Raw genomic sequence first — 24,149 nt, 5'->3', positions numbered from 1 at the left:
GACTACTCCTCCCGGCGTTGCGTCGTACGGCGGCTGGTGGAGCGCGTCTTCGTAGCGCTCCTGCGCTCGCCCTCGGCCTCCTTCTCGCGCCCCCCGTCGCCGGAGCCCTGGAGCGAATCCGTGATCGCCTCCACGGCACCCGTCAGCGCGCCCTTGCTCTTGCCCTTGGCGCCGCTCTCGACGCTGTCCCCCACCAGGTCGGTGAGGCCCGACGGCTTGTTGCGGCCCGATTCCAGATCGAGCCTGTTGCACGCCTCGGCGAAACGCAGATACGTGTCCACACTCGCGACCACGACACGTACGTCGATCTTGAGGATTTCGATACCGACCAGCGAGACACGGACAAACGCGTCGATCACCAGACCACGGTCGAGAATCAGTTCCAGAACGTCATACAGATTTCCGGAACCCGAGCCGCTCGTAGGGGCGTTGGATTGCTGTACCACACTCATGGTGCTCCTTTCTCCGCGAGGTGCGCCGCCTCGGCCGCGCCCTCCGTCCTTCGGGCGGAGAGGGGCCGCGCGCATCACCCGCGAGGGTCACCTGTCGATCTGGCCACGGGCGTACCGGCGTTCCTTTTCGTAGCCGGTCAATTCGCCCTCGTCATCAAGCTCCACGCGGTAGGAGGCCATCACGCTCGACGTGTCGGGAATCCGCTCGATCTCCACGACCTCGACGACGGCCGTCCAGCCGGTGTCGGTCTTCCTGACCGCGGACACGGAATCGGGCGCACCCCCGAGCAGTTCACGGAGTTGTTCGGCGGCTCGCCGCATCGCCGTGGGGGCGTTGATGCCTTCTCGTCCCGAGGTGCTTCGGTCCTCGCGTGCGTCGCGGTCGGTCTCCGATTTCGTCATGCGAACGCCTCTTTCTCTGTCTCGAACTCCAGTGCCCGAGACCCCCCGATGTATGCACCTTCACCCCCCGGCGAAGGCGTCGGAGACGAAAGCGGGCCACGGGGCGGTGAAGCCTCCGTGGCCCGCTGCGGGCGATGCGCGGCGCGCGGGTCAGCCCCTGGGGCCCCCGCGCTCCCCCCGCAGGTGCGCGGCGACGGGTCCGAGCGCGTCCCGCACCCCCTGGAGCCCCTCCTGTGACAGGAGGTCGATGAAGTGCCGCCGCACCGAGGCGACATGGTGCGGTGCCACGCCGCGCATGGTCTCCATGCCCTCCTCGGTCAGCACCGCGAACAGGCCGCGCCGGTCCGACTCGCAGTTCTCCCGTCGTACCAGGCCCGCCCCCTCCATCCGCGTGATCTGGTGCGACAGCCTGCTCTTGGACTGGAGGGTGGCCGCCGCGAGGTCGCTCATGCGCATCCGGCGCCCCTCGGACTCCGAAAGGTTGACCAGGATCTCGTAGTCGTTGAGGGTCAGCCCGAAGGGCTGGAGGTCCTTCTCCAACTGGTACGTCAGCAGCTTGTTGACCTCAAGGTGGGTGCGCCACGCGCACTGCTCGGTGTCGGTGAGCCAGCGCGTCTGCACCGCCGCGGCCCGTGCCGCCTCTTCGGTTCCGCCCGTCCCGGCCGTTTCGGTGTCCATGTGCGCATTCTACCTAAGATGTTGAACTATAAACGAAATGCCGACGCCTGCCAGGTCCTGTCCGCAGCCTATCGCCCGTTCACAGTCCGAACCGTCGGCCGAGCCCGCCGACCTGCCCCGGCGCACCCCCGCCGCCCGCGGGGGCGGGACCGCGGCCGCCTGGGACGCCCTCCTGCTGCGGCACGGCCCCCCGGTTCCGCTCCTCGATCATCGTCTCGGTGGACTGCAACAGCACCGTCCCCGCGCCCACGAACTCGAACTGGTGCTCCTCGCCCGAGGCCCCGCCGATCCCCGTCCACGCCCTGACGCCGCCGAGCAGCCCGGTCAGATACGCGTGGTCGTAGTGGTGGCAGGGGGCGGGGCAGTCCGCCCAGCCGACCAGGGCCTGCGGGTCCACCCGCAGCGGCGGCTCCATGAACACCACGGGCCCGTTGGACGCCGCCACGAACTTGCCGGTGCCGAGCAGTGTGAGGAAGCCGGGCACGATGGACTGCTTCAGCGACAGGCTGGGCTGGAACGCCAGCAGGTTGCCGGAGCGTACCGTGAGGTTCCCGTCCTCCAGGTCGTAGGAGTTGACGTCGAAGGCGCGGTCGGCGAGGAGCATCTTGCCGCTGCCCTCGGCGACGACCCAGTCGCTCGCGTGCAGCGGGGAGTGGAACGACGTGCGCACCAGCGGTTCCAGCCGGCCGTGCCCGATGCCGTTGAACTCCATGCCGCCGTAGTAGGCGATCATCTTGCCCTTCTGGAGGAACCACTGGCTGCCCTTGAGTTCCACACAGAAGGTGTACGGGTTCACGTTGTCGTCGGTGGGCAGGGTCGCCGGGTCGTACACCACGGGACCGTGGCCCGGCGCCCCGCCGAGGCCCTGGTACGCGCTCACAGCTTCTCCTCCGACGCCTGCACGTACACCGTGCCCTGTCCGGACAGCTCCAGTTGGAACGCCTCGCCCGAGCCGCGGCCCACCATCTCGCGCCAGCCGATTGCGGCCGACAGCTTGTTGCGCACCTCCCCGTGGTGCGCCACGTACGCCTGCGGGTCCACGTGCACCGGCGCGTCGGGCGCGATGGGCACCTCGATCACGCCGCCGTGCGCCATCACCGCCACCGCGCCCTGGCCCTGGAGCGTCGTGGTGAACAGGCCCTGGCCGCTGACCTGGCCGCGCACCATGCCCATGACGCCGCCCTGCGAGCCCATGAACATCGTGCCCTGGCGCAGGGTGCCGTCGAAGGCGAGCAGCCGGTCGGCCTCCACGTAGAGCGTGTCGCCCGTCAACTGGATGAGGTGGATGTGGTGGCCGCCGTGCCCGAACATCACGGTGCCGCTGCCCTCCACCGTCATCAGCGGGGTCGCCTCGTTCGCCACCCGGCGGCCGATCATCGACATCAGGCCGCCCTGGCCGCCCTGGATGCTGGGCGTGAACGACACGTCGCCGCGGTAGGCGAGCATCGCGCCGCGCTGGCTGTACAGGGTGGTCCCCGGCACCACCGTGGCCTCCACCATCTTCGCGTTGACCTCCCGGAACGGCATCAGACGTCCCCCGCGATCGTGTTGCGCTCGCTCGGCTGCACATAGACCACGCCGTCGCCCTCGAAGCGGATCTGGAACGCCTCGCCGCCGCCCTCGCCGAGGAACGTGCGGAACGTCACGCCCGACTGGAAGGTCTGCCGCACGTTCCCCTGGTGGGCGACGTACGCGCCCGGGTCCACCGTCAGCGGGTACTGCGGCGAGACCCGCAGCGCCACCGCCTCGCCGTCCGACATGATCGCCGCCTGTCCGTGCCCCTCGACGGTCGTGGTGAAGAGGCCGTTGCCCTGCGAGGCGCCGCGCAGCCCGGTGAACGTGGTCCCGGTGCGCAGACCCGCCTCGGTGGCGAGCAGGTTGTCCGACTCGACGTAGAGCTTGTCCCCGTGCAGCGCGACCAGGCTGATCTCCGTCGCCCGGTCCGCGAACCAGCAGGTGCCCTGTCCCTTCACCTCCATCACGGCCATCCGTTCCCCCGTCAGCCTGCGGGTGACCATGCCGCGCAGGCCGTCACCGCCGCCGGTCAGCTTCTTGAAGGCCATCCGGCCCTCGTAGGCCACCATGGAGCCGTTCTTGGCCCGCACGGCGTCCCCCGCCATGTCGATGGCGAGCACCTTGCTCCCCTGGAGTCGAAACGTAGCCACCCGGCGACGGTAGCCGCCCGGCACCGCACCCGAACAGGGCCCGGCGGACGAACCGGACCCTGAGTGCACCCGACGACCGTGTCTGGGCAACAATGGATACGCTTGTGCTTCCCTTCACAAGGGCCCCCGACCCCCGAGGTGACTCCCGTGGACATCAAGACCGCGACCGCGCTCCGCCGCCTGCGGCTGATCTCGGTCCCCGAGGCCGTGTCCTTCCTGCTGCTGCTCGTCTGCTCGGTGCTCAAGCGCACCACCGACTTCAACGCGGTGCCGGTCATGGGCGCCGTCCACGGCATTCTGTTCGTCGCCTATGTCGTGCTGTGGGCCGACGCCTGGCGCACCGCCCGCTGGGGCCGCGGCACCGCGGCCCTCTACTTCGTCCTCTCGGTGCTCCCGACCGGCGGCTTCTTCGCCGAGCGCAAGCTGAAGCGGGAGGCGGAGAACGCCGTCATCGCCTCCAGGGCGCGCCGCGAGGGAGTGGTGAACGCGTGATCGCCGCCTTCTCGGTGACGCCGCTCGGCGTCGGTGAGGACGTGGGGGAGTACGTCGCCGACGCGGTCCGCGTGGTCCGCGCGTCCGGCCTCCCGCACCGCACCGACGCCATGTTCACCTCCGTCGAGGGGGAGTGGGACGAGGTGATGGACGTGCTGCGCCGCGCCGTCGCGGCCGTCGAGGCGCGCGCCCCCCGGGTCTCCGTCGTCGTCAAGATGGACATCAGGCCGGGGGTCACCGACGGCCTCACCTCCAAGGTGGAGACCGTGGAGCGCCATCTGGGCCAGTAGCCCCCGCGGGCGGCCCCGCGCCGCGCCCGCGCGCACGGCGCCCCGCGCCCCCCGCACACCTCGGCGGCCCCCGCGACGGGGCCGCCGGGCCCCCTCCACGTCCGGACCCTCCCGACTCGACATGTCGACAAATATCTACTTCTGTGGGGGTGTCGACCTGTTCGATCACCACACTGGAGGGCGCTGTGCGGCCGGAGGGCTATCACTACGACACCCACAGCACGCTCGCCGGGCCGCTCACCCAGCCCGACGGCGGTGCTTACCGGGTCGGATACCGATCTCTCCTCTCCGAAGAGCCCCACCGAATACGAGCCGCCGCGCTGCTGGCGCTCGCCCCCGTGCTCACCGGGGCGCTGCTGGTCTACCTGGTGTGGCCGAGCCACTGGACGCACCGCGACGGCGGCCAGGAGTGGCTGGTCTGGCTCGACGGCACGATGCTCGTCGCGATCGGGCTCATCGAGCTGTTCATGCTCGTCAACGTCGTCTCCATCGCGCACGCCACCCTCGTCGCCAGGGACCCCGTCCCCGTGGTCCCGGAATCCGGTACCCGCGTCGCCTTCCTGACGACCTATGTGCCGGGCAAGGAGCCGGTCTCCATGGTGCGCGCCACCCTGGAGGGCGCGGTACGCGTCCAGCACAGCGGCAAGCTGGACGTCTGGCTCCTCGACGAGGGCGACAACGAGCAGATCAAGGCGCTCTGCGCGGAGCTGGGCGTACGCCACTTCACCCGCAAGGGCGTCCCGGAGTGGAACAGGGACAGCGGCCCCCACAAGGCGAAGACCAAGCACGGCAACTACAACGCCTGGCTCGCCATGCACGGCGGCGAGTACGACTACTTCGCCTCCGTCGACACCGACCACGTACCGCTGCCGAACTTCCTCCAGCGGATGATGGGCTACTTCCGCGACCCGGACGTCGCCTTCGTCGTCGGCCCCCAGGTGTACGGCAACTACGACACCGCCGTCACCAAGGCCGCCGAGTCCCAGCAGTTCCTCTTCCACGCGCTCATCCAGCGCGCCGGGAACCGCTACCGGGCGCCGATGTTCGTCGGCACCAACAACGTCGTGCGGATCTCGGCGCTCATGCAGGTGCGGGGCCTGTACGACTCCATCACCGAGGACATGGCGACCGGATTCGAGCTGCACCGCACGAAGAACCCGCTCACCGGGCAGTACTGGCGCTCCGTCTACACCCCCGACGTGCTCGCGGTGGGGGAGGGCCCGGCCTCCTGGACGGACTTCTTCACCCAGCAGATGCGGTGGTCGCGCGGGACGTACGAGACGCTGTTCAAGCAGTACTGGAAGGCGCCGTTCAGCATGCCGCTCGGGCGGGTCCTCTCGTACACACTGATGCTCGTCTACTACCCGATGACGGCGGTCAACTGGCTGCTCGGCATCCTGAGCTGTGTGCTGTTCCTCTGGTTCGGCGCGTCCGGGACCCAGGTCGCGGCCTCGGTGTGGCTGATGCTCTACAGCGACGCCGCGGCGCTACAGATCGGGCTCTACCTGTGGAACAGGCGGCACAACGTCTCGCCCCACGAACCCCGGGGCTCCGGGGGCCTCGCGGGCATGGTGATGTCGGCGCTCTCGGCCCCGATCTACGCCATGTCCCTGGGCAGCGCGCTGCTGCGGCGCCCCAGCAGGTTCGTGGTCACCCCCAAGGGCGGCACGGCGAGCCCCGACAGGCTCGCGACCTTCCGGGTCCACCTGGCCTGGGCGGCCGTGCTCGCGGCCTCGCTCGTGGCGTCCGTGGTCCTCGGCCACACCCACGTCGCGATGCGGACCTGGGCCTGCCTCGCGCTGGCGATCTCCCTGGCGCCCGTCGCGGTGTGGTCCCGCACGGCGTACGCCGAGTACCGGGCCAGGCGGCGCGGGCTGCCGCGCAGCCCGGAGGCAGAAGAAGGCGCCGCCGAGGCGGCGGGCGCCGCGGAGAAGGCCCCGGCCCTCACCGCGAGCGGCGGCGCCGGCGGCTCCTGACAGCCGCGGGACGACGCAGGGCCCCCGGAACCCACGCGGTTCCGGGGGCCCTGCGCCCGTCGGCGCCCGCGCTCACTCCTTGGCGGCGCGGGCGAGGCCAAGCGCGTACTCGGGCCACCACTTCCCCGCCGCAGGGCCGCCCCGGCACGTGCCGTCCGACTCTCCCGGGCGCTTGATCCACAGGAACGCGTCCACCAGCGGGTCGCCCGTCCTCGTGGTGGGCGGGGTGCCGAGGGCGCGGCCCGGCGGGTTGCACCAGGCGGCGCCGCCGTCGCGGCCCGGCAGCGGTCCGTTGCCGTTGCGGCTGGTGTCGATGACGAAGTGCTTGTCGCCGACGAACTGCGACAGCTTGCGCCCGTAGCGGATGGTGTCCGCGTTGGTCTGGAAGTTCGACACGTTCAGCGAGAAGCCGTCGGCGTGCGCCAGGCCCGCCCTGGCCAGCGGCTCCCGCAACTGCCAGGGGTCCCTGATCCAGGCCGGGTTGCCCGCGTCCAGGTAGACCCTGGTGTGCGGCTGCTGCTTCAGCCGGTCGATGGCCCCCGAGAGCAGTGCGTAGCGCTCGTCGTGGTACTCGCGCGGCGTGCAGCCGTCCACGATGTGCGCGACCGCGTCGGGCTCCAGGACCACCCAGGCCCTGGTGTCCCCGATGGCCCGCGCGAACCGGTCGATCCAGCCGCGGTACGCGTCGCCGTCCTGGGCGCCGCCCGCCGAGTGCTGGCCGCAGTCCCGGTGCGGGATGTCGTACGCCACGAACAGCGCCGCCTTGCCCTGCCCGCGCGCGCCCTCGGTGGCGGCGCCCATCATCCGGGCCGGGTCCTGGCCCGCGGGCCAGATCGCCACCGGCCGCTGCGCCACCCGCTGGAGCACCTTGGCGTCGTCGTCACGCCCCTGCTCGCGCCACTGCCGCACCTGCCAGGCGGCGGGGCTGTCAGGATCGGTCCAGAACGGCGAGTCCGTCGCCCCGCTCGAAGGACCGCGCACCACGGACGCCTCCTCCACCCCGCCCCCCGACGAGCACCCCGCGGGCAGCCCGAGGCCACCGAGGAGCGCGAGGGCGGCGAAGGTACGGATCAGCCGGTACATCGAGCCCCCTGGGGCGCTGACGAGAACACGGGACAGGTCAGGGGGAATCGTTGCATAACGGGCAGTCCGGGCGGGGGTGCGACACCGGATACGGCCCAGGTCCTGTCCTGTCGGGCGTCGCGGCCCCGCGAAGACAGGCAGGGCAGGGCCTAACGCCCCCCGGTCGCCAGGGCGATACCCAGGGGGGTGCGCTCGTAGAGCATCTGGTGGCCGTAGCGGCGCGAGACCAGCAGGCCCGCGCCGCGCAGCGCGGACAGGTGCCCGGAGACCGAGGACGGCGCGAGTCCCGTGCGGTGTGCGAGCGCCGTGGTGCTCGCGGGCTCGTCGAGCGCCGCGAACACCGCAGCACGCCCCCGCCCCAGCAGCCGTACGAGCGCCCGGGGGGTCTGCTCGTCGGGCGGCGCCCACAGGCCGCCGATGCCGCGCGCCGGATACCCGAGCACCTGCTTGTACGGGGGCGCCACCCCGGTCGCCACGTCGGGCCAGATGAACACGCTCGGCAGCAGGCAGAGGCCCTGGCCGCCGAGGTCCCACACCTGCCTGCGCCGCCCGCCCGTCACCACCAGCGTCCCCTTCTCCCAGCGCAGCCTGGGGTCGATCTCGGACAGCAGCCCGCCGAGGCCGACCTGCGCGAGCCGCCGCGAGTGGAACGCCACGTCCGCTTCGAGCAGCGCGCGCAGCCGGGGCCAGTGCGGCTCCACGAGCGCGTGCCAGGCCGCTTCGAGGCAGTCCGCCAGCTCCCGTACCGCCCCGGCGGGGTCCGCGAGCATCGCGCGGCCCCGGGGGGTGTCCGCGGCGCCCGGGGTGTCCGCGAGCGACTTGGCCAGGTCGGAGCGGGCCAAGTCCGGCCCCGTCGCGCGCGCCGCCGCGATCTCGTCCGCGAAGGAGGCGGCGGACTCCACCGGCGGGCCGAAGAAGTCGGGGCTGTGCCCGCGCTGCGGCATCAGCAGCCACAGCGGCTCCAGGTCGAGCCCCGCCGCGGCGTCCCTGATCCGCCGCAGCCAGCCCTGGTGGTAGCCGTGCCGCTCGGGGCGCTTCAGGGTGCGTACCGCCTCCTGCGTCTCCCAGAGCGGGGAGACGGCGAACCGGCAGCGGAGCAGGTCCTCCTCGCCGAAGCGCAGATGCATGGGCATGCGGCTCCCTTCGCCGTGCGGTGAGCGGGGGCCTGCGGCCCCGGGGTGCGGTACGGGGCCGCCCCCTTCGCCGGGGTGCGGTACGCGGCCGTGGCTCGTCCCGCCCGGCGGGGTTCTCGTACGGCGGTTTTCTCGTGCGTGGCCCGCCGGGGCGGTCGGGGATTCCGGCGGACCCCCGCCGTCGTGGTGGCGCGCCGCGGCGGCGAGATGAGGGGGCGGAACGCCCGGCCCCCTCGCCCCGCGGCACCCTAACATTCGCCCCCCGCCGAATCTCTGTCGTCCCGGAGGGGGACCGTGCAGGCTGCGCGGCATGTCCGACGATGCCCCGGCCGTTCCCACGGCCGTCCAGGCCGCGGGGACTGCCGCACGGCCGTCCCGCGGGTACCGCCCGCTCTTCGCCGTGCCCGAGTTCCGCTTCGTCTTCGCCGCGCACGCGTTCTCGCTGCTCGGGGTCGTCATCAGCGAGATCGCCCTCACCGTCCTCGTCTACGACCTCACCCGCTCCCCGCTGCTCAGCGCCCTGACCTTCGCGCTCGGCATGCTCCCCTACGTGGTCGGCGGCGCGCTGCTCTCCGGTGTCGCGGACCGGTTCCCGCCCCGCCTGGTGCTGGTCACCTGCGACCTGGTGTGCGCGTGCTGCGCCGCGCTGATGGCGCTTCCCGCCACCCCGGTGGCCCTGCTGCTCGCGCTGCGCTGTGTGATCTCCGCGGTCTCGCCCGTCTTCAGCGGCACCAGGATGGCCACGCTCACCGACATCCTCGGCGACGGCGACCTCTTCGTCCTCGGCCGCTCGCTGCTGCGGGTGCTCTCGCAGAGCGCCGTCATGGTCGGCTTCGGGCTCGGCGGCATCCTGCTGACCCTGGTGCCGCCGCGCGGCGCCCTCTGCATCACCCTCGGCACCTTCCTCAGCTCCGCGCTGCTGCTGCGCCTCGGCACCGGGGAGCGCCCCGCGCGCGGCACCGGCCAGGGCGCCGCGCTGCTGCGCTACTCGCTCTCCGGCGCCCGCGAGGTCTTCGCGCACCGCAGGCTGCGCGCGCTGCTCCTGCTGCTCTGGGTGCCCCCGATGTTCGAGGTCGCGCCCGAGGCGCTGGCCACCGCCTACTCCGACGGGATCGGGGCGGGCACCGCGGGCGTGGGGCTGCTGATGTGCTCCATGCCGATCGGCACCATCGCGGGCGAGGTCTACGCGGGCTCCCGGCTCTCCCCCGGCGCCCGTGCCGCCATCACGCTGCCGCTCGCCTCCGTGCTCCTGCTGCCGCTGCTCGGCTTCGCCCTCGACCCCGGCCTGGTCTGGGCCCCGGTGCTGCTCGCGCTCACCGGGCTCGGCTCCGCGTACACCCTGGGCCTCGACCGCTGGTTCGTCGACGAGCTGCCCGACGGGCTGCGGGGGCGCGCGATGACCGTGCACACCGCCGGGCTCATGACCATCCAGGGCGTGGGCATGGCGCTCGCGGGCGCCGCCGCCGAGTTCGTGCCGGTGTCGCGGGTGGTGATGGGGGCCGGAGTGCTCGGCACGCTCTGCTGCCTGCTGCTCGTCCTGGAGATCCGCCGCACCCGGCCCGTGCCGGGAAAAAGCGGGGCGGGAGCGGGGCTGCCCACCGATGTGACCGGCCGGTAGGCTCTCCGGTGTGCCAAAGCCGCTCAGTCTCTCCTTCGACCCCATCGCCCGCGCCGACGAGCACTGGAAGCAGCGCTGGGGGACCGTGCCGTCGATGGCGGCCATCACCTCGATCATGCGGGCCCAGCAGATCCTGCTCGCCGAGGTCGACGCCGTCGTCAAACCGTACGGCCTGACCTTCGCCCGCTACGAGGCGCTGGTCCTGCTGACCTTCTCCAAGGCGGGGGAGCTGCCGATGTCCAAGCTCGGCGAGCGGCTGATGGTGCACCCCACCTCCGTGACCAACACGGTGGACCGCCTGATGTCCTCGGGCTTCGTCGACAAGCGGCCCAACCCCAACGACGGCCGCGGCACCCTCGCCACCATCACCGACAAGGGCCGCGAGGTGGTCGAGGAGGCCACCAGGGACCTCATGACGATGGACTTCGGGCTCGGGGCGTACGACGCCGAGGAGTGCGCCGAGATCTTCGCCATGCTGCGCCCGCTGCGGGTCGCCACGGGCGACTTCACGGAGGACTGAGCGCCGGGCGCGTCCGCGGGCGGGGGCGCCGGAAGATCGTGCAAAACGGGTGGTTACGCTCGTGTCCATGAAACCTGGCGTGCTGACCCGCTACCGCATCATGGCCTACGTCACCGGCTGCCTGCTGGTCCTGCTGACCCTCGGCGTGATCGCCAAGTACGGCCTGGACATGGACGGCGCCGCGGACTTCACCCGTATCACCGGTATCGCGCACGGCTGGCTGTTCGTCGTCTACCTCGTCTTCGCCTTCGACCTCGGCTCCAAGGCGCGCTGGCCGCTCGGCAAGCTGCTGTGGGTGCTGGTCGCCGGCACCATCCCGACCGCCGCGTTCTTCGTGGAGCGCCGGGTGACCAGGGAGCTGGCGCCCCGGGTCACCGGGGCGGCGGAGCCGGCCGTACGTGCCTGACGGACACGGCGGGGCCCCGCGGCAGGGGCCCCGACGGGGGCACCGCGGCGGCGCTGGGCCCCGCGGAACGGGACGGGTGGCCTCGGGCGTCGACAGTTACTAGGACGTCCAACTAAAATCGCCGGTATGGGTACCGAAGAGATCGCCGAAGGCCGCCGGCGCTGGCAGGCCAGGTACGACGCCGCGTACAAGCGCGACGCCGACTTCACCACGCTGTCGGGGGACAGGACCGAGCCCGTCTACGGGCCGCGCCCCGGGGACACCTATGAGGGCTTCGAGCGGATCGGCTGGCCGGGCGAGTACCCCTTCACCCGCGGTCTGTATCCCACCGGCTACCGGGGCCGTACGTGGACCATCCGCCAGTTCGCCGGGTTCGGCAACGCCGAGCAGACGAACGAGCGCTACAAGATGATCCTCAAGGCGGGCGGCGGCGGCCTCAGCGTCGCCTTCGACATGCCGACCCTCATGGGCCGCGACTCCGACGACCCGCGCTCGCTCGGCGAGGTCGGCCACTGCGGCGTCGCCATCGACTCCGCGGCCGACATGGACACCCTCTTCGCCGGCATCCCGCTCGGCGACGTCACCACCTCGATGACGATCAGCGGGCCCGCCGTGCCCGCCTTCTGCATGTACCTGGTCGCCGCGGAGCGCCAGGGCGCCGACATCGGCGCGCTCAACGGCACGCTCCAGACGGACATCTTCAAGGAGTACATCGCCCAGAAGGAGTGGCTGTTCGCGCCCGAGCCCCATCTGCGCCTCATCGGCGACCTGATGGAGTACTGCGCCGCGGGCATCCCCGCCTACAAGCCGCTCTCCGTCTCCGGCTACCACATCAGGGAGGCCGGCTCCACGGCCGCGCAGGAGTTGGCGTACACCCTCGCCGACGGCTTCGGCTACGTCGAACTCGGGCTCTCCCGCGGCCTCGACGTCGACGTCTTCGCACCCGGGCTCTCCTTCTTCTTCGACGCGCACGTCGACTTCTTCGAGGAGATCGCCAAGTTCCGCGCCGCCCGCAGGATCTGGGCGCGCTGGCTGCGCGACGTGTACGGGGCGAAGACCGAGCGCGCCCAGTGGCTCAGGTTCCACACCCAGACCGCCGGGGTCTCCCTCACCGCCCAGCAGCCGTACAACAACGTGGTGCGCACCGCGGTCGAGGCGCTGGCCGCGGTGCTCGGCGGCACCAACTCGCTGCACACCAACGCCCTCGACGAGACGCTCGCGCTGCCCAGCGAGCGGGCCGCGGAGATCGCGCTGCGCACCCAGCAGGTGCTGATGGAGGAGACCGGGGTGGCCTCCGTGGCCGACCCCCTCGGCGGCTCCTGGTACATCGAGCAGCTCACCGACCGCATCGAGGCGGACGCCGAGCGGATCTTCGAGCGGATCAGGGGCTTCGGGGATCTCGCCCACCCCGAGGGACAGCACCCGGTGGGGCCCATGACCTCCGGCATCCTGCGCGGCATCGCCGACGGCTGGTTCACCGGCGAGATCGCGGAGGCCGCGTTCTCCTACCAGCGGGCGCTGGAGAAGGGCGAGAAGCGGGTCGTGGGCGTGAACGCGCACGAGGGCTCCGTGACCGGGGACCTGGAGATCCTGCGGGTCAGCCACGAGGTGGAGCGCGACCAGGTACGCGCGCTCGGCGCACGGCGGGCCGCGCGTGACGAGGCCGCGGTGCGCGGCGCGCTCGCGCGGATGGTGGACGCGGCAAGGGACGGTTCGAACATGATCGGCCCGATGCTGGACGCCGCGCGCGCCGAGGCCACCCTGGGCGAGATCTGCGGGGCGCTGCGCGAGGAGTGGGGAGGCTACACGGAGCCGCCGGGCTTCTGACCACCGCGGGCGCTCCCGCCGCGCGCCCCGGGGCGGGCGCGGGCGGCGCTCCCGCCCCCGGGCGGTGGAGCGGGGGACGGTCCCGGACGGCCGGGGCGCCGGGATTACCGCTTCCCGGTGCCGCCGGGGGAGGATGGGGGTATGCAGCCACGGAACATGCCCATGAGCGGAGTCGTCGACCTCGCCGCTGTGAAGGCCGCCCAAGAGGCCAGGGCCAAGGCGGAACAGGCCCGTGCCGAGGCCGCCCGGCAGGGCGGCGGGGGCGCCGTCTCCCCCGACAGCCTCGTGATCGACGTCGACGAGGCGGGCTTTGAACGCGACATCCTCCAGCGCTCCACCGAGGTCCCGGTCGTCATCGACTTCTGGGCCGAGTGGTGTCAGCCCTGCAAGCAGCTCAGCCCAGTGCTCGAACGTCTCGCGCGCGAGTACAACGGCCGCTTCGTCCTCGCCAAGATCGACGTCGACGCCAACCAGACGCTGATGCAGCAGTTCGGCATCCAGGGCATCCCCGCGGTGTTCGCGGTGGTGGCGGGCCAGGCGCTGCCGCTGTTCCAGGGCGCCGCCCCCGAGGACCAGATCCGGGCGACGATCGACCAGTTGATCGAGGTGGGCGAGCAGCGCTTCGGGCTCACCGGGATCGCGGTGGACCCGGACGCCGCCGCCGCTGACGAGGCCCCGGCCGAGGAGCCCGCGGGGCCCTACGACGCCCTGCTGGAGGCCGCCGTGGCCGCGCTGGACTCCGGGGACCTGCCGGGGGCCGTGCAGGCGTACAAGGACGTCCTGGCGCAGGACCCGGGCAACTCGGAGGCCAGGATCGGCCTCGCCCAGGCCGACTTGATGCAGCGGGTGCAGGGCCTCGACCCCCAGCGGGTGCGCCAGGAGGCCGCCGAGCGGCCGGGTGACGTCAAGGCCCAGATCACCGCGGCCGACCTCGACCTGGTCGGCGGGCACGTCGACGACGCCTTCGGCAGGCTCGTGGACACCGTCGGGCGCACCGCGGGCGACGACAGGGACGCCGCGCGGGTGCGGCTGCTGGAACTCTTCGAGGTGGTCGGCGGCGACGACCCGCGCGTCGCCACCGCCCGCCGCGCCCTGGCCCGCGCCCTCTTCTGACCCGGCCCGCGCCTACGGTCCGGCCCCTCTTGTGCGGGGGCCGGACCCGGCGTCCCCGACGGCCGCGCGTGCGGACGCCCCTCGTCCGTTCGTAAAGACCCCGGTGTCTCTGCCGCCTCTCGCGGCGCGCGAAGCGGAGCCCCCGCCGCCGTCAACTGCCGTGCGGCCCGCGGAACTCCGGGCTTCACCGGACATACGGGTGCCCTCGGTGCCTGCCCGCTGACCAGTTCGTAAACCCAGGTCGTGTGGTGGCAACGTGAAAATTCCCCGAACCGCGGTCAAGTCACCTCCACTTTGCCAAAACTTGGTAATCGTACCGGCTGTTACTCGCAGTAAGACCGTGCACGGCTTCTGTCCGTTTGCGAACCACCTTGCGGTGGTCTGCCTTTGGGGATGGCGACACGAGGGGTGGCGGCTTCGTGACATACTGTCGGGGGTCCGTCGGTCGGCCGTTACCCAGCGGTAACGAACCCCCTTGTGCGTGCGCCGAGAATGCACCACGATCGGCGACGCCCGGTCCATTCCCGTGGCCGACAGCCATTCGGCAGCGCGGGCACTGGGTCCCCACCGGGCGCGATCCGCACCAGTGGTGTGGGTCGAAGGGCAGGGGGGTTCCCACCAGGTGGTGGGGCCTGTCCTTCAGGCCGCGCGCGAGGAGTCAGGGCGCGGCCTGTGGTAGTCGCTCGGGGGTGATCGCCGGTGGTTCGGGCGCGTGCAGTGCCTCCGAAGCGGGCGCTCTCCTTCCCGAGGACGTAGCACTTCTCCCATCCCGGCCCGTGCTGAGCCGCCAGGAGGAGCAGCCGGAGCCGGAGATGTACGTCCGAGAAGGAGGAAAGTCATGGAGTCCGTGGCTCGTGGCGGAACCAGATGGAAGCGGTTCGCCGTGGTCATGGTGCCGAGCGTCGCGGCGACCGCCGCGATCGGTGTGGCCCTCTCGCAGGGGGCGCTCGCGGCATCGTTCAGTGTGTCGGGCCAGCAGTTCAAGGTGACCGCCGACCGGCTCGACGGCACGGGGTTCGTCCAGTACGCGTCGATCGACAGCGGTGACTCGGGCGACCACCCGGTGGCGGTCGTCGGGCTCGACGACGCCAAGATCACCAACCTCTGCCAGTCCGTGGTGGTCCCGGTCCCCGTCTTCGGCGACGTGTCGATGAAGCTGACCGCGGGCAAGCCGGGCGGCGCCAGGGTCAGCGCCAACAAGCTGTATATCGACGCGGACGACCTCTCCACCGACGCGACCTTCAACAAGGTCGACATCGGTGTGTCGGTCAGCCACACCACCAAGGGCCCGGGCCCGGCCAAGGGCGACAAGGTCCTTCAGGACAGCTTCTCGCAGCAGGCCGACTCCGTGACCTTCCTCAACGTGAGGCAGCGGGCGTGGGCGACCACCGCGGGCACCTTCAAGCTCTCCGGGCTCGGTATGAAGATCCAGAAGGGCAAGCACGAGTGCTACTGACCCGGCGTGAGCCGCGGCAGGCACACTGAGGCCCGGGTACGGGGGCCCGCCCCCTCCGGCCGCCTCCGTGCCCCGGGCCGCACCACCCACGACTGACCCGCCGTTCCCGAGGAGCATTACGAGATGACTGCCGAAGCGCAGGCGGGGCCGAGTGGCCGACTCGGCCGGATGCGCCGAACGTTCCGGGCGTGGCGCTGGCAGCGCCCCTTCTGGGGCGGACTGCTGACGCTGCTCGGCGGCATTCCGATCATGTACTTCCCGTACGCGAACCTGACGCTGGGTTCGATGACGATCCGGATGGCGACCACCGCCGGCGCCGGATCGCTGATCATCGGTGTGCTCCTCGTGGTGCTCGGCCTCACCATGTGGTTCCAGCGCCACTCCCGGGTGTTCGCGGGTGTCGCGGGAATCCTCCTCGGACTCGTCTCCCTCGTGGTGTCCAACTTCGGCGGCTTCCTCGTGGGCTTCCTCCTCGCCCTCGTCGGCGGGGCGCTCGCCGTCTCCTGGGCCCCCGGCACCGCGCCCGCGGGCGCGGAGGACGGCGAGGGCGCCGCGGACGGCTCGGCCGCAGGGCGGGGCATCCCGCACCAGTCGCGGCAGGAGGGCGACCCGGCTTACGGGGACAACGGCGCGAACAGCATGAGCGGCGAGGACGGCGTGGACGGGGAGAACGGCGCGGACGGGGTGAGCCACGACCTGCTGGGCAGTACGCCGTCCAAGGGGACGAACGGGGGACACCGCCGTGCCAACTGACGAGGCGCGCCAGGGGGATCTCCCCGAGGACGCCACGGGCGCCAAGGGCCCGGCCGCCACCGCGCGCGGCGGCCCCCGGCACGCGGCGCCCCGCAAGACCCTGCTCACCCGGCTCCACATGCCCGCGGGCAAGGCCATCGCGCTGGCCGCCATGCCGAGCGCGGTGCTGATGGGCATGGGCCTCACGCCCACCCTCGCCCAGGCCAAGCCGATCCCCAAGAACCCGTTCCAGGACGGCCCGTGCGTCACCCAGCCCGACGACCAGGGCCAGGACGCCGAGGACGAAAAGGACGCGACGAACGGCAAGGACAGCAAGGACGCCAAAGACGGCAAGGCCAAAGACGGCAAGGGCGGCAAGAAGGACGGCCAGGACGGGAAGCCGGGGCAGTCGGGCGAGGGCTCGGACGACGGCGGCTCGGACACCGGGGGCGCGGGCGAAGGACCCTCGGCCACCCCGTCGTCCGGCAGCGGCGGCGGCACCTCGGGCGGCGACTCGCCCTCCCCGTCCGCGACGTCCGGCTCCGACGACGGCAAGGACGGCAAGAAGGACCCGCTCGGCGGTCTCGGCGACGTCCTCGGCGACATCGGCGACGGTCTCGGCAGCATCCTCGGCGGCGGCAAGAAGTCCGGGTCTCCGAGCCCCAGCGCCACCCCGTCCGACGGCGCCACCGCCACCCCGAGCCCCGACGCCTCCAAGGACGCGGGCTCCGACGGCCTCCTCGGCGGCGCCAAGGACACCGTCGACAAGATCACCGGGCAGGACGACGACGGCAAGGGCGCGGACGACGACAAGAGCAGCCCCAGCACGTCGCCGTCGCCCGGCGCCAGCGACTCGGCGAAGCCGGACGACGAAAACGCCGAGAACACCGACGACGCCGACGACGCGGACGGGAAGATCCCGTTCCCCTGTGTCGAGGAGAAGAAGGTCGCGGGCACCGACGAGACGCCGCCCGCCACCGTCCCCAACCAGCCGTGGTACCTGGAGTCCAGCAGCCTCACCCTGTACGGCATGCACTACAAGGGCGTCGTCAACCTGACGATGCCCAACGGGGAGAGCAAGCAGGCGCTGAAGTTCACCGCGTCCGGTGTCGACATCGGGGACCTGCACCAGATCGTGGACGGGCCGGGCGGCAAGAAGTACCACGTCCAGGCGGCCAAGGGCTCCACGTCGACCATCCGCGACGGCGAGGTCACCCTCTACACCGAGAAGCTCCAGGGCAACCTCTTCGGCCTCATCCCGGTCACGTTCGACCCGGAGCACCCGCCGCCGCCCGTGGACCTGCCGGTGCCGTACTACTTCACCAACGTGAAGATCACCCAGGCCGGCCAGTTCGGCGGGAACCTGACCATCCCCGGCCTGCACCAGTACATCACCTGAGCCCGCCGCGCACCCCGCGCGCACCACACGGCACGGAGAGGCCCCCGGGGCGGCTGTACGCCGCACGGGGGCCTGTGTGTCGGAAGGGGCGCGGGAGAGGCGCCGGGGTCCTGAAAGGGCGGCAGGCGGCCGCCCCGGGCTTCATGGCGCCGGAGGGGCCGTCAGGCCCCCCGGCGCCCGTCAGGTTCAGACGGTGCGCGCGGCCCCCAGGTGGTGCACCAGCACCATGTTCGTCGTCCCCGGCACCCCGGGCGGCGAGCCCGCGGTCATCACGACGACATCGCCGTCGTTGAAGCGGTTCAGCTTCACCAGCGCGGCGTCCACCAGGTCCACCATCGCGTCCGTGGTGTCCACGTGCGGCACCACGAACGCCTCCACGCCCCAGCTCAGGGCCAGTTGACTGCGGATGGACTCCTCGGTGGTGAAGGCGATGATCGGCTGGCCCGCCCGGTAGCGCGAGAGCCGGCGTGCCGTGTCGCCCGACTTGGTGAACGCCACCAGGCCCTTGCCGCCGAGGAAGTCCGCGATCTCACAGGCCGCGCGGGCCACGGAACCGCCCTGGGTGCGCGGCTTCTTGCCGGCCACCAGCGGCTGGAGCCCGCGGGACAGCAGCTCCTCCTCGGCCGCCGTGACGATCTTCGACATGGTCTTCACGGTCTCGACCGGGAACGCGCCCACCGAGGACTCGGCGGAGAGCATGACCGCGTCGGCGCCGTCCAGGATCGCGTTGGCGACGTCGGACGCCTCGGCGCGGGTCGGCCGGGAGTTGGTGATCATGGACTCCATCATCTGGGTGGCCACGATCACCGGCTTCGCGTTGCGGCGGCACAGCTCCACCAGCCGCTTCTGCACCATCGGGACCTTCTCCAGCGGGTACTCCACGGCGAGGTCGCCGCGGGCCACCATGACCCCGTCGAAGGCCATGACCACGGCCTCCATGTTGGCCACCGCCTGCGGCTTCTCCACCTTGGCGATGACCGGGACCCTGCGGCCCTCCTCGTCCATGATCCGGTGCACGTCCTTGACGTCGTCCGCGTCCCTGACGAAGGAGAGCGCCACCATGTCGCAGCCCATGCCGAGCGCGAAGCGCAGGTCCTCGACGTCCTTGTCGGAGAGCGCGGGGACGTTGACCGCGGCGCCCGGGAGGTTGATGCCCTTGTGGTCGGAGATCACCCCGCCCTCGACGACGATCGTCCTGACCCGGGGCCCGTCGACCTCGACGACCCGCAGCTCGACGTTGCCGTCGTTGATCAGGATCTGGTCGCCGTGCGAGACGTCGCCGGGCAGGCCCTTGTAGGTGGTGCCGCAGATCGACTTGTCGCCCGCGACGTCCTCGGTGGTGATGGTGAACTCGTCCCCGCGGACCAGTTCGACCGGGCCCTCCGCGAACGTCTCCAGACGGATCTTGGGGCCCTGGAGGTCGGCGAGCACGCCGACCGCCTGCCCGGTGGCCTCGGCGGCCCTGCGAACCCGCTCGTACCGCCCCTCGTGCTCGGCGTGCGAGCCATGGCTCATGTTGAATCGGGCCACATTCATTCCGGCCTCGATGAGCGATTTCAACTGCTCATATGAGTCGACGGCTGGGCCCAGTGTGCAGACAATTTTGGAACGGCGCATGGGCAGATCCTATCGTTCTGTTCGAGGGCGAAAATATGCAGGTCAGCGCGGTTGTCGCGGTACTGGTGACGGAAAATCACACGTGGGCGCCGCGCTGCTCAATTGTTGGGTGTGCGGGTGTTCTTCGCGGTCTCCCGCGACCGCGTGTTTCACTCCTCTCCCGGTGACGTCGTTCCGCCTTTACCGGTTACCAGTTGATATGTCTGCCGGGCGATCTCTCTTTCCTCGTCGGTCGGCACCACCGCCACCGCGACCCGGGAGCCCGCGGGCGAGATCAGCCGGGCGCCGTGGCCCTCCGCCCCGTTCAGCGCCGGGTCCACCGCGATGCCGAACCCGTCGAGCCCGTGCAGCGCGGCCGCGCGTACCGCCGCCGAGTTCTCCCCGACGCCTGCCGTGAACACCACCGCGTCCACCCGTCCCAGCACCGCGCAGTAGGCGCCGACGTACTTGCGCAGCCGGTGGACGTAGACGTCGAAGGCGAGCGTGGCGCGCACGTCGCCGTCCGCGACGCGCCGGGAGATCTCCCGCATGTCGTTGTCGCCGCAGAGCCCGGCGAGCCCGGAGCGCCTGTTGAGCAGCTCGTCCACCTCGTCAGGGCCCATGCCCGCCTCCCGGATCAGATACGGCACGATCGCCGGGTCCAGATCCCCCGACCTGGTACCCATCACCAGGCCCTCAAGCGGGGTGAACCCCATCGAGGTGTCCACACAGCGGCCCCCGGCCACCGCGGACGCGGACGCCCCGTTGCCCAGGTGCAGCACGACCACGTTCACCTCGGCGGGCGCGCGGCCGAGCAGCGCGGCCGTCTCGCGGGACACGTACGCGTGCGACGTGCCGTGGAAGCCGTAGCGCCTGATGCGGTACGCGTCGGCCGTCGCGGTGTCGAGCGCGTACCGCGCGGCGGCCTCCGGCATCGTCGCGTGGAACGCGGTGTCGAACACCGCCGCCTGCGGCAGGTCGGGGCGCAGCGCACGGGCCGTGCGGATGCCGGTGAGGTTCGCCGGGTTGTGCAGCGGCGCCAGCGGCACCAGGCGCTCGATCTCGGCCAGCAGCGCGTCGTCGACGAGCGCGGGCTCGGTGCGGTCGCCGCCGTGCACCACCCGGTGCCCGATCGCGGTCAGCCCGGGGGCGCCGAGGCCGAGTCCTTCCGCGTCCAGCACCTCCCCGACCGCGCGCAGCGCCGCGCCGTGGTCGGGGAAGCGCTCCACGCGCACCACGGGACCGCTCGGGCCCGAGTGCGCGAGGCGCCCCTCCGCCTCCCCGATCCTGCCCACGATCCCGGCCGCGGGCCGGCCGCCCGTGGCCATGCTGACCAACTGGTACTTGAGCGACGAGGAGCCCGAGTTGAGCACCAGCACGAGGTCGCGCGCCGCCGTCTCCCGCCCGCTCACGAACCGCTCCCCGCCGTCTTCGGCGCCGTGTTCCCCGCCGTGCCCCGGGCCGTGTTCTGGGCCGGTTCCGCGGTGCCGGCCGCCTGGAGCGCCGTGATCGCGACCGTGTTGACGATGTCGCCCACCAGGGCGCCGCGCGAGAGGTCGTTGACCGGCTTGCGCAGCCCCTGGAGCACCGGGCCCACCGCCACCGCGCCCGCCGAGCGCTGCACCGCCTTGTACGTGTTGTTGCCGGTGTTCAGGTCGGGGAAGACCAGCACCGTGGCCCGCCCCGCCACCTGTGAGCCGGGCAGCTTCGCCGCCGCCACCGACGGCTCCACGGCGGCGTCGTACTGGATCGGGCCCTCGATCAGCAGGTCGGGGCGGCGCTCCCGGACGAGCCCTGTCGCCTCCCGCACCTTGTCCACGTCCGCGCCCGCGCCCGAGGTGCCCGTCGAGTACGACAGCATCGCGATCCGCGGCTCGACGCCGAACCTGGCCGCGGTGTCCGCGGACTGCACCGCGATGTCCGCCAACTGCTCCGCCCCCGGGTCCGGGTTGACCGCGCAGTCCCCGTACACCAGCACCCGGTCGGCCAGGCACATGAAGAACACCGACGACACGATGGACGTGCCGGGGGTGGTCCTGATGATCTCGAAGGCGGGCCTGATGGTCGCCGCCGTGGAGTGCGCGGCGCCCGACACCATGCCGTCCGCGTGGCCCAGGTGCACCATCAGGGTGCCGAAGTAGGTGGCGTCGGCCACCACGTCGTGGGCGAGTTCCAGGCTCACCCCGCGGTGCGCGCGCAGCCGCGCGTACTCCTCGGCGAAGCCCGCGCGCAGCACGGAGCGTGCCGGGTCGAGGAGTTGGGCGCCGCCGAGGTCGAGCCCGAGGTCGGCGGCCCTCCTGGCGACGGCGTCCTCGGGGCCGAGCAGCGTGATGTCGCAGACCCCGCGGCGCAGCAGTACGTCGGCGGCGCGCAGCACCCGCTCGTCGAGGCCCTCGGGCAGCACCACGCGGCGGCGGTCGGCGCGGGCCCGCTCGATGAGCCGGTGCTCGAACATCATCGGGGTGACCCGGCCGTCGTGTGGCGCCGAGATGTGGTCGAGGAGCTGCCCGCTGTCGGTCCACCGCTCGAAGAGGCCGAGCGCGGTCTCCGCCTTGCGCGGGGTGTCCGCGTCCAGCCTGCCCTCAAGGGTGAAGAGCCGGGTCGCGGTCGGGAAGCTGTTGCCCGCCACGGAGATCACCGGGGTGCCGGGCGCCAGCCGCTCGGCGAGCTTCAGCACGTGCTCGCCAGGACGCTCCCCGAGGGTCAGCAGCACGCCCGCGATCGGCGGGGTGCCCGCGCTGTGCGCGGCGAGCGAGCCCACCACCAGGTCGGCGCGGTCGCCCGGGGTCACCACCAGCGCGCCGGGGGTGAGCGCGGACAGCAGGTTCGGCAGCATCGCGCCGCCGATGACGAAGTCGAGGGCGTCCCTGGCGAGGCCCGCCTCGTCGCCGATGAGCACCGTGGCGTCCAGGGTCCTGGCGATCTGCGCCACCGTGGGCGCCGCGAGCGCGGCGTCGTCGGGCAGCACATGGCAGGGCACCGGGAGCTGCGCGGCGAGCCGGTCCGCGACCGTGTCGCGCGCGTCGGGGGCGACCCGGTTCACGAACAGCGCGCCGATGTCGCAGCCGTGCCCGTGGTAGGCGCGGTGGGCGTTGCGGGCCTCGGCGCACACCGAATCGGCGCTCTGCCGCCGCCCGCCGACCACGGGGAGCACGCTCGCGCCGAACTCGTTGGCGAGCCGGGCGTTCAGCGCCAGCTCGTCGGGCAGTTGGGTGTCGGCGAAGTCGGTGCCGAGCACCAGCACCGTGTCGTATCCGTCGGCGACCTTGTGGAAGCGCTCGACCAGCAGCGACACCAGTTCGTCCGTGCCGCGCTCGGCCCAGAGCGCGGACGCCGTCCGGTAGTCGGTGCCGCAGCAGGAGTCCGGGTCCTGGGAGAGCCGGTAGCGGGTGCGGAGGAGTTCGAAGAGCCGGTCGGGCCCGTCGTGCACCAGGGGCCTGAAGACGCCCACCCGGTCCACCCTGCGGGTCAGCAGCTCCATGACGCCGAGTTCGACGACCTGTCTGCCGTCCCCCCGCTCGACTCCGGTCACATAAACACTGCGCGTCACGCGGGCTCTCCGTCTCTGTCGCGGGGCGGGATCACGGGCCGGGCCTGGCCCGCGACGACCGTACCGCCGGGCGGGCCCGGGGCGCCCCCGGGCCAGCGGCGGGGGCCCGTGGCGGTTGCGATAGCGTGACGCAAGGTCCACTTGAGTGAAGTGCTGAATCATCCGTCCCGGGCCGGGCGAGCGGCAGACCGGGAGAGCAGGAGACACAGCGGCATGCGTATCGGAGTTCTCACCGCGGGCGGCGACTGCCCCGGCCTGAACGCGGTCATCCGGTCGATCGTGCACCGGGCCGTGACCCACTACGGGGACGAGGTGATCGGCTTCCAGGACGGCTACGCGGGCCTGCTCGAAGGCCGCTCCCGGCGGCTCGACCTGAACGCGGTCAGCGGCATCCTGGCCCGTGGCGGCACCGTGCTCGGCTCCTCGCGGCTCGCCCGCGACCGGTTCCGCGCGGCCTGCGAGGACGCCCGCCAGCTCGCCGAGCACAACGGCTTCGACGTGCTCATCCCGATCGGCGGCGAGGGCACCCTGACCGCGGCCCGGATGCTCTCGGAGGCGGGCGTCCCGGTGGTGGGCGTGCCCAAGACCATCGACAACGACATCTCCTCCACCGACCGCACCTTCGGCTTCGACACCGCCGTCGGGGTCGCCACCGAGGCAATGGACCGGCTGAAGACCACCGCCGAGTCCCACCAGCGGGTGATGGTCGTCGAGGTCATGGGGCGGCACGCGGGCTGGATCGCGCTGGAGTCGGGCATGGCGGCCGGCGCCCACGGCATCTGCCTGCCCGAGCGGCCGTTCGACCCGGCCGACCTGGTCAACATGGTCGAGGAGCGCTTCGCGCGCGGCAAGAAGTTCGCCGTGGTCTGCGTCGCCGAGGGCGCCCACCCGGCCGAGGGCACCATGGACTACCGCAGGGGCGAGATCGACCAGTACGGGCACGAGCGCTTCCAGGGCATCGGCACCGCCCTCGCCTTCGAACTCCAGGGCAGGCTCGGCAAGGAGGCCAAGCCGGTCATCCTCGGCCACGTCCAGCGCGGCGGCACCCCCACCGCGTACGACAGGGTGCTCGCGACCCGCTTCGGCTGGCACGCGGTGGAGGCCGCGCACCGCGGCGACCACGGCAGGATGACGGCGCTGCGCGGCACCGAGGTCATGATGGTGCCGCTCGCCGACGCGGTCACGGAACTGAAGACGGTCCCCAAGGAGCGGATGGACGAGGCCGAGTCGGTCTTCTAGCCCGCCCCGCCCCGCCCCGCCC

Annotated in this window: 23 protein-coding genes; 12 read left to right on the top strand and 11 right to left on the bottom strand. The window is 72.1% G+C overall.

Annotated elements, in window-relative coordinates; all coding sequences use genetic code 11:
* Nucleotides 1-2 precede the first annotated feature (2 nt).
* The 6 genes from ACIBIW_RS34935 to ACIBIW_RS34910 all read right to left on the bottom strand — a co-directional run bounded on the left by ACIBIW_RS34935 (nucleotide 3) and on the right by ACIBIW_RS34910 (nucleotide 3,697).
* Nucleotides 3-452: a gas vesicle structural protein GvpA gene (locus tag ACIBIW_RS34935; protein WP_399342278.1), complete on the bottom strand. Its 450-nt coding sequence runs from the start codon at nucleotides 450-452 to the stop codon at nucleotides 3-5.
* Nucleotides 453-539: 87 nt separating this feature from the next.
* Nucleotides 540-854: a gas vesicle protein gene (locus ACIBIW_RS34930; RefSeq protein WP_399342277.1), complete on the bottom strand. Its 315-nt coding sequence runs from the start codon at nucleotides 852-854 to the stop codon at nucleotides 540-542.
* Nucleotides 855-1,004: 150 nt separating this feature from the next.
* A complete protein-coding gene (locus tag ACIBIW_RS34925; RefSeq protein WP_399342275.1) occupies nucleotides 1,005-1,532 on the bottom strand; it encodes a MarR family winged helix-turn-helix transcriptional regulator in 528 nt (175 codons plus the stop codon).
* A 79-nt stretch (nucleotides 1,533-1,611) separates the two neighbouring features.
* A complete protein-coding gene (locus ACIBIW_RS34920; protein WP_399342273.1) occupies nucleotides 1,612-2,412 on the bottom strand; it encodes an AIM24 family protein in 801 nt (266 codons plus the stop codon).
* Nucleotides 2,409-3,059 (bottom strand): AIM24 family protein, encoded by a 651-nt coding sequence (locus ACIBIW_RS34915; protein ID WP_399342271.1) that lies wholly within the window; start codon nucleotides 3,057-3,059, stop codon nucleotides 2,409-2,411. The genes ACIBIW_RS34920 and ACIBIW_RS34915 overlap by 4 nt, the downstream gene beginning before the upstream one ends.
* Entirely contained in the window at nucleotides 3,059-3,697 is a 639-nt protein-coding gene (locus tag ACIBIW_RS34910; RefSeq protein WP_399342269.1) for an AIM24 family protein, read from the bottom strand. The genes ACIBIW_RS34915 and ACIBIW_RS34910 overlap by 1 nt, the downstream gene beginning before the upstream one ends.
* Nucleotides 3,698-3,844: 147 nt before the next feature.
* Here ACIBIW_RS34910 and ACIBIW_RS34905 point away from each other — a divergent pair, with 147 nt between their 5' ends.
* The 3 genes from ACIBIW_RS34905 (at nucleotide 3,845) to ACIBIW_RS34895 (ending at nucleotide 6,455) form a co-directional block, all read left to right on the top strand.
* A complete protein-coding gene (locus tag ACIBIW_RS34905) occupies nucleotides 3,845-4,189 on the top strand; it encodes a DUF3817 domain-containing protein (RefSeq protein ID WP_399342268.1) in 345 nt (114 codons plus the stop codon).
* Nucleotides 4,186-4,479, top strand: coding sequence for an MTH1187 family thiamine-binding protein (locus ACIBIW_RS34900; protein WP_399342266.1), 294 nt, complete (start codon nucleotides 4,186-4,188; stop codon nucleotides 4,477-4,479). The genes ACIBIW_RS34905 and ACIBIW_RS34900 overlap by 4 nt, the downstream gene beginning before the upstream one ends.
* 185 nt (nucleotides 4,480-4,664) lie before the next feature.
* Nucleotides 4,665-6,455, top strand: a complete 1,791-nt coding sequence (locus tag ACIBIW_RS34895) for a glycosyltransferase family 2 protein (protein WP_399342317.1) — start codon at nucleotides 4,665-4,667, stop codon at nucleotides 6,453-6,455.
* A gap of 72 nt (nucleotides 6,456-6,527) precedes the next feature.
* Here ACIBIW_RS34895 and ACIBIW_RS34890 read toward each other — a convergent pair whose 3' ends face one another.
* Nucleotides 6,528-7,538 (bottom strand): glycoside hydrolase family 6 protein, encoded by a 1,011-nt coding sequence (locus tag ACIBIW_RS34890; protein ID WP_399342264.1) that lies wholly within the window; start codon nucleotides 7,536-7,538, stop codon nucleotides 6,528-6,530.
* Between the two features lie 149 nt (nucleotides 7,539-7,687).
* Entirely contained in the window at nucleotides 7,688-8,671 is a 984-nt protein-coding gene (locus ACIBIW_RS34885) for a DUF5937 family protein (RefSeq protein WP_399342262.1), read from the bottom strand.
* Nucleotides 8,672-8,981: 310 nt separating this feature from the next.
* On the opposite strand from ACIBIW_RS34885, the gene ACIBIW_RS34880 reads away from it, so the two are divergent.
* From ACIBIW_RS34880 to ACIBIW_RS34845, 8 genes are all read left to right on the top strand, one after another.
* A complete protein-coding gene (locus ACIBIW_RS34880; protein WP_399342261.1) occupies nucleotides 8,982-10,289 on the top strand; it encodes an MFS transporter in 1,308 nt (435 codons plus the stop codon).
* Nucleotides 10,290-10,299: 10 nt separating this feature from the next.
* Nucleotides 10,300-10,809, top strand: coding sequence for a MarR family winged helix-turn-helix transcriptional regulator (locus ACIBIW_RS34875; RefSeq protein WP_399342259.1), 510 nt, complete (start codon nucleotides 10,300-10,302; stop codon nucleotides 10,807-10,809).
* A 67-nt stretch (nucleotides 10,810-10,876) separates the two neighbouring features.
* Nucleotides 10,877-11,215, top strand: a complete 339-nt coding sequence (locus tag ACIBIW_RS34870) for a DUF3817 domain-containing protein (RefSeq protein WP_399342257.1) — start codon at nucleotides 10,877-10,879, stop codon at nucleotides 11,213-11,215.
* A gap of 126 nt (nucleotides 11,216-11,341) precedes the next feature.
* Nucleotides 11,342-13,042, top strand: coding sequence for a methylmalonyl-CoA mutase (locus tag ACIBIW_RS34865; RefSeq protein ID WP_399342256.1), 1,701 nt, complete (start codon nucleotides 11,342-11,344; stop codon nucleotides 13,040-13,042).
* Between the two features lie 141 nt (nucleotides 13,043-13,183).
* The gene (locus ACIBIW_RS34860) at nucleotides 13,184-14,155 is read left to right on the top strand and encodes a tetratricopeptide repeat protein (RefSeq protein WP_399342254.1); all 972 of its coding nucleotides are present in this window, start codon (nucleotides 13,184-13,186) and stop codon (nucleotides 14,153-14,155) included.
* Nucleotides 14,156-14,993: 838 nt separating this feature from the next.
* A complete protein-coding gene (locus tag ACIBIW_RS34855; protein ID WP_399342252.1) occupies nucleotides 14,994-15,611 on the top strand; it encodes a DUF6230 family protein in 618 nt (205 codons plus the stop codon).
* A 123-nt stretch (nucleotides 15,612-15,734) separates the two neighbouring features.
* Nucleotides 15,735-16,364, top strand: a complete 630-nt coding sequence (locus ACIBIW_RS34850; protein WP_399342250.1) for a DUF6114 domain-containing protein — start codon at nucleotides 15,735-15,737, stop codon at nucleotides 16,362-16,364.
* Nucleotides 16,354-17,742 carry a hypothetical protein gene (locus ACIBIW_RS34845; RefSeq protein ID WP_399342249.1) on the top strand — a complete coding sequence of 463 codons (1,389 nt, stop codon included), beginning with the start codon at nucleotides 16,354-16,356 and terminating at the stop codon, nucleotides 17,740-17,742. The genes ACIBIW_RS34850 and ACIBIW_RS34845 overlap by 11 nt, the downstream gene beginning before the upstream one ends.
* A 186-nt stretch (nucleotides 17,743-17,928) precedes the next feature.
* Here the strand turns inward: ACIBIW_RS34845 and pyk are convergent, their stop codons facing one another.
* The 3 genes from pyk to pta form a co-directional block, all read right to left on the bottom strand.
* Nucleotides 17,929-19,359, bottom strand: coding sequence for a pyruvate kinase (gene pyk, locus ACIBIW_RS34840; RefSeq protein WP_399342247.1), 1,431 nt, complete (start codon nucleotides 19,357-19,359; stop codon nucleotides 17,929-17,931).
* 149 nt (nucleotides 19,360-19,508) lie between these two features.
* On the bottom strand, nucleotides 19,509-20,750 hold the full coding sequence (locus ACIBIW_RS34835; RefSeq protein WP_399342245.1) for an acetate kinase: 1,242 nt from the start codon (nucleotides 20,748-20,750) through the stop codon (nucleotides 19,509-19,511).
* Nucleotides 20,747-22,888, bottom strand: coding sequence for a phosphate acetyltransferase (gene pta / locus ACIBIW_RS34830; RefSeq protein WP_399342244.1), 2,142 nt, complete (start codon nucleotides 22,886-22,888; stop codon nucleotides 20,747-20,749). Before pta ends, ACIBIW_RS34835 begins: the two co-directional genes overlap by 4 nt.
* Before the next feature lie 213 nt (nucleotides 22,889-23,101).
* On the opposite strand from pta, the gene ACIBIW_RS34825 reads away from it, so the two are divergent.
* The gene (locus tag ACIBIW_RS34825; RefSeq protein WP_399342243.1) at nucleotides 23,102-24,127 is read left to right on the top strand and encodes an ATP-dependent 6-phosphofructokinase; all 1,026 of its coding nucleotides are present in this window, start codon (nucleotides 23,102-23,104) and stop codon (nucleotides 24,125-24,127) included.
* Nucleotides 24,128-24,149: the final 22 nt, after the last annotated feature.

It is taken from the genome of Streptomyces sp. NPDC050560 (assembly GCF_044457285.1).
Taxonomy (GTDB): domain Bacteria; phylum Actinomycetota; class Actinomycetes; order Streptomycetales; family Streptomycetaceae; genus Streptomyces.
This window is presented reverse-complemented; position numbering and strand designations above follow the sequence as displayed.